The sequence below is a fragment of the Hydrogenophaga sp. genome, assembly GCF_041633695.1.
In the GTDB taxonomy this organism is placed as follows: domain Bacteria; phylum Pseudomonadota; class Gammaproteobacteria; order Burkholderiales; family Burkholderiaceae_C; genus Hydrogenophaga.
The window spans coordinates 1-3,732 of the sequence record NZ_JBFJMY010000408.1 but is presented as its reverse complement, the minus strand read 5'-3'; the positions used below and the strand labels follow the sequence as shown (position 1 = coordinate 3,732).

General features: G+C 65.4%; 2 protein-coding genes and 1 pseudogene. All 3 read right to left on the bottom strand.

From position 1 onward, the window contains the following. A partial coding sequence (locus ABYB95_RS19065; RefSeq protein ID WP_372660445.1) for a DNA glycosylase AlkZ-like family protein occupies nucleotides 1-734 on the bottom strand: 734 nt, incomplete at its 3' end. Nucleotides 735-744: 10 nt separating this feature from the next. Next, nucleotides 745-3,096: a DNA topoisomerase IV subunit A gene (gene parC / locus ABYB95_RS19060; RefSeq protein WP_372660442.1), complete on the bottom strand. Its 2,352-nt coding sequence runs from the start codon at nucleotides 3,094-3,096 to the stop codon at nucleotides 745-747. A gap of 129 nt (nucleotides 3,097-3,225) precedes the next feature. Continuing rightward, nucleotides 3,226-3,732, bottom strand: a pseudogene (locus tag ABYB95_RS19055) (DNA topoisomerase IV subunit B); the annotation flags it as partial.

The following is a 3,732-nucleotide window of genomic DNA, read 5'->3' as shown; positions in this document are numbered from 1 at the left end:
GCATGCGCGTAGCGCGACTTCGCCGAGAGCACCGCCTGGCGGGTTTCGGCTACCAACTGCGGCGCGCCGTAGCGCAAAAGGCCGGCCAGATAACCCAGGCTGGCGGCAGGCAGGGGTGCGTACAGGCGCACGATCAGATCCAGCAAGGCATCGGCCCGCGCTTGCGCGCCGGCGGGGCTGTGGTCCTGCTCGGGGTGTTGCACCACCTCGAACACGCGGGTGCCACTGTCGCGCCGCTGCACACGCAGCAGGCCCCGGTAGTGCATGTCGTCGAGCAAGAGGGTGGTGGCGCGCAGATCGCTGCCCCAGGCGCTCACCGCTCTGCCGTGGTGCGCAAACGCGGCCTGTACATCTTTGGGGTGGCTGGCGCCGCGCTCGCTCACAAAGGCCAGCAGGTCGGCGGCCCGGGCCCGGGTGTTGGCGTCCCAGGACTGGCGCGGCGCGCGCGGGTGCAGCAGCGCCAAGGTGTCGCGCGGCACAAAGCCGTAGTTGACGAAGCAATCTTCGTCGATAGGCAAGCGTGTGTAGCGCCGTTCCAGGTCGCCGGCACGGTAACCGTTGACGCGCAGACGCAGGATCAGGTCTTGCGCACGCGCGGGTGCACGCATGGGGTCGGCCTGCACAAACCCGAGGCGGCGAATGGCGGCCGGCAAGCTGGTCGGTTTGAACAGGCTGCGCGCGATGGCGTAGCGGCGCAGCGCATCGAGCGATGGGACCTGCGCCGCCAAATTCATATCGCCACCCTCACTCCACCCGCGTGACCCTGCTGGGCTTGAAGCCCAGATCGGCCGCCTTGCCTTTGCGCGCGCGGGCGGCGCGGGCGTTGTTCAAGCTGCGGATTTCCAGAGTTTCGTCGCGCTCTTTGCCGCCACGGCCAATGCCTTCGATCTTCACGCTGCGCGTGTAGGCGGCGGCACCGGCCAGTGCGTCCTTGGCTTCGAGGTCGATCAGCATCAGGCCACGCCCGCCCTTTTCCATGGTCTTGAGTTCGGCGATTTCAAAGGTGAGGATGCGCCCACCGGTGGAGGCGCAGCACACATGGGTGGCCGCGTTCAAGACCTGGGTGCCCGAGCTGTGCGCGGCGTGGGACGGTGCGCACACCGTCTCGCCTTCGCCCAGGTTGATGAAGGCCTTGCCCGCTTTCTGGCGCGACAACATGTTCTCCACCGACGCCAGAAAACCATAACCACCCGAGCCGCTGAGCAGCAGCGTGGCGCTGGCGGGGCCGGCGAAATAGTGCAAGGGCTGGGTGCCGCTTTCCAGGTCGATCAGCGTGGTGATGGGCTGGCCGTCGCCGCGCGCGCCGGGCAGGCTGGCCACCGGCTCGGAATACACGCGGCCGTTGCTGCCGAACACCAGCAGCGTATCCACGGTGCGGCATTCGAAGGTGCCATACAAGCCGTCGCCGGCCTTGAAGGCGAAACTGCCCGGCTCGTGCCCGTGGCCGGTGCGCGCACGCACCCAGCCTTTGCTGGACACCACCACCGTCACCGGTTCGTCCACCACCTTGATTTCGGCCACGGCCTTTTTCTCGGCCTGGATCAGAGTGCGGCGCGCGTCGGCAAAGGTCTTGGCGTCGGCCTCGATCTCTTTCACCATCAGGCGCTTCAAGCTGCCGGGATTGCCCAGGATGTCTTCCAGCTTGCCCTGCTCTTCGCGCAGCTTGGAAAGCTCTTGCTCGATCTTGATGGCTTCGAGTCGCGCGAGCTGGCGCAGGCGGATTTCCAGAATGTCTTCGGCCTGGCGATCGCTGAGTTGGAAGCGGGCTATCAGCGCGGCCTTGGGCTCGTCGCTTTGCCGGATGATGGCGATCACCTCGTCGATGTTGAGCAACACCAGCTGCCTGCCTTCGAGGATGTGGATGCGGTCCAGCACCTTGCTGAGGCGGTACTGCGAGCGGCGGGTGATGGTGGTCTGCCGGAACTCGATCCACTCGGTCAGCATCAGCCGCAGCGACTTCTGCGTCGGCCGGCCGTCCAGGCCGATCATGGTCAGGTTGATCGGGGACGAGCTTTCCAAACTGGTGTGGGCCAACAGCGCCGTGATCAGCTCCTGCTGCTCGATGCGGCTGCTCTTGGGCTCGAACACGAGGCGCACCGCAGCGTCCTTGCTCGACTCGTCGCGCACACCGTCGAGCACCATGAGCATGCTGGCCTTGAGTTGGGTCTGGTCCTGGCTCAGCGCCTTCTTGCCCGTCTTCACCTTGGGGTTGGTGATCTCTTCGATCTCTTCCAGCACCTTTTGCGAACTCACACCCGGTGGCAGTTCGGTGACCACCAGATTCCACTGCCCGCGCGCCAGCTCTTCGATCTTCCAGAGCGCCCGCACCTTGAGGCTGCCGCGACCGGTGCGGTACGCGTCGGCGATGTCGCTGGCCGGGCTGATGATCTGACCGCCGCCCGGGTAATCCGGGCCCGGCAGGATGGCCAGCAACTCTTCGTCGCTGAGCTTCGGCGTCTTGATCAAGGCCACGCAGGCGTCGGCCACTTCGCGCAGGTTGTGGCTGGGGATTTCGGTGGCCAGACCCACGGCAATGCCCGATGCACCGTTGAGCAAATTGAACGGCAGACGGGCCGGCAACTGCCTGGGTTCCTCGAAGGAGCCGTCGTAGGTGGGGATGAAATCGACCGTGCCTTCGTCGATCTCGTCGAGCAGCAAGCCGGTGATCCTGGCCAGGCGCGCTTCGGTGTAACGCATCGCGGCGGCGCCGTCGCCGTCGCGTGAACCGAAGTTGCCTTGGCCGTCGATCAGCGGGTAGCGCTGGGAAAAATCCTGCGCCATGCGCACCAGCGCGTCGTAGGCGGCGGAATCGCCATGCGGGTGGTATTTGCCCAGCACATCGCCGACCACGCGTGCACTTTTGACCGGTTTGGCCGCCACGTTGCGTGTGGGTCCGCTGTAGCCCAGCCCCATGCGTTCCATGGCGTACAGAATGCGGCGCTGCACCGGTTTTTGCCCGTCGCAGACATCGGGCAAAGCGCGCCCTTTGACAACGGAGAGCGCGTACTCCAGGTAGGCGCGTTGGGCGTAGTTGGCGAGGTTGTCCTCGGCAGGCGGCTCAACGGGTAATAGATCGAGTTCGGGGGTGTCGTTCATGTCAGTGATGTCTTGTATCCGGGGAAGCACAGCGCGTGCCGAGGTTCAAAACCAAGGGCACCACCGATCCGGCTCTGCCGGTCGGTCAATGCCGACCCCTGGGGGGTGACGCAAAGCGGCGCAGGGGGGTCAAATGTCCACATCCACCGAGTCGCCATGCAGCTCCATCAGCTCGCGGCGCGAGGCCGCTTCGCCCTTGCCCATGAGTTTGGTGATGAGCGCTTCGGTCGCCGCAAAATCGCATGAGCCCAGCATCACCGGCATCAGGCGCCGGGTATCGGGATTGAGCGTGGTATCCCAGAGCTGCTCCGCATTCATTTCGCCCAAGCCCTTGAAGCGGCTGATCTGGCATTTGTCGCGCGCCACACCGTCTTTTTCGGCCTTGTCGAGAATCGCGTGCAGTTCGCCGTCGTCCAGCGCGTACTGCTTGCTCGCGGGCTTTTTGCCGCGAGCGGGCACATCGACCCGGAACAGCGGTGGCCTCGCCACGTACACGTGGCCGGCTTCGATGAGCTTGGGAAAGTGCCGAAAGAACAGCGTGAGCAGCAGCACCTGGATGTGCGAGCCGTCCACGTCGGCGTCCGACAGGATGCAGACCTTGCCGTAGCGCAGTCCGCTCATGTCGGGCGTGTCCAG

Bases quoted from the DNA above. Each gene is read 5' to 3' on its own strand.
- parC (WP_372660442.1), bottom strand. From the start codon at position 3,096: ATGAACGACACCCCCGAACTCGATCTATTACCCGTTGAGCCGCCTGCC.